1 protein-coding gene is annotated in these 788 nt (G+C 34.3%); it reads right to left on the reverse strand.

The window, feature by feature from the left end:
- Positions 1 to 474: helix-turn-helix transcriptional regulator (locus V7149_RS09195; protein WP_335345337.1), on the reverse strand; the 474-nt coding region annotated here is incomplete at its 3' end.
- Positions 475 to 788: the final 314 nt, after the last annotated feature.

The raw sequence follows: 788 nt of genomic DNA on the forward strand, positions 1-788 counted from the left end.
GTTAATCTGCGATAAACTGTTTTTTTCATGTACCAGCTCTGCAAATCGTTCTTTGGAGGAGGGTTCATCAAAGCTGCTATAAATACGAAAATGGTCTTCATCAATAATGCGAAAATGCTGACTAATAATATTTTGCTGAAGCAAAATGCCATTTTCGTTCTCTATTTCTCTCCACCAAATCTTTCCGCCCATCGTTTTTTCTTTTCGATAGTCAATCCCTTCTCTTGCAATCGTTTCAAGAACCTCTAGCGGCTCGTTTCCAAATAAAAAGCGGACTGTTTCCGTTTCCCTAAATAGGGCACAAACAGCAACAACTGTTGACCAGCCTGCTTCTACACGCCCTTTTTCTATTTGAACAAGGGTTTTTTTGGAAACACCAATAATCTCTGCCATTTTATCTTGTGTATATCCTGCTTCTGTTCGGATGAGACGCAACTTTTCAGACACTTTAAAAATAACTTCTTCGCGATTCAATGTATGCTTCATTCCTTTAAATTTAGTGTATTATTACACTGCTTCTTCAATTATAAAAGATAGAATTATAAAATGACAATAATTAATAAATCCTACTTTATTTATCTCTTTTTTTGACCAATCTCCCCCTATTTTGACACAGAAAGACTAGTCTTGAAGAACTGTTTTTTTATTCGCTTAATTTCGACAAAGGATATTCTCAAAAAAAGTAGAACTTTATATAACTATGAAAAAAGATTTTTATTCATGAAGAATGGAGAGACAAATGTTAACAAGATCGAGTAAGAAGGTTGTTGAGCAATTGCACATGGAAA

Source organism: Bacillus sp. JJ1503 (assembly GCF_036965125.1).
In the GTDB taxonomy this organism is placed as follows: Bacteria; Bacillota; Bacilli; order Bacillales; family Cytobacillaceae; genus Cytobacillus.